Source organism: Falsibacillus albus, assembly GCF_003668575.1.
GTDB lineage: Bacteria > Bacillota > Bacilli > Bacillales > DSM-25281 > Falsibacillus > Falsibacillus albus.
Window position 1 is genome coordinate 1 of the sequence record NZ_RCVZ01000023.1, and the last position, 289, is coordinate 289.

Sequence of the window (289 nt, forward strand, 5' to 3'; positions counted from 1 at the left end):
AACTAGCTAATGCGCCGCGGGCCCATCTGTAAGTGATAGCCGAAGCCATCTTTCAACCTTCCCTCAGGAGGGGGAAGGGGTTATCCGGTATTAGCTCCGGTTTCCCGAAGTTATCCCAGTCTTACAGGCAGGTTGCCCACGTGTTACTCACCCGTCCGCCGCTGACGTCAGGGGAGCAAGCTCCCCATCAGTCCGCTCGACTTGCATGTATTAGGCACGCCGCCAGCGTTCGTCCTGAGCCAGGATCAAACTCTCCGAAAAAATGTCGACTTTGAAAGTCGTCTTTTTT

General features: G+C 54.7%; 1 rRNA gene. It reads right to left on the bottom strand.

From position 1 onward, the window contains the following. Positions 1-261 (bottom strand): 16S ribosomal RNA (locus D9X91_RS20850); the annotation flags it as partial. Positions 262-289 lie beyond the last annotated feature (28 nt).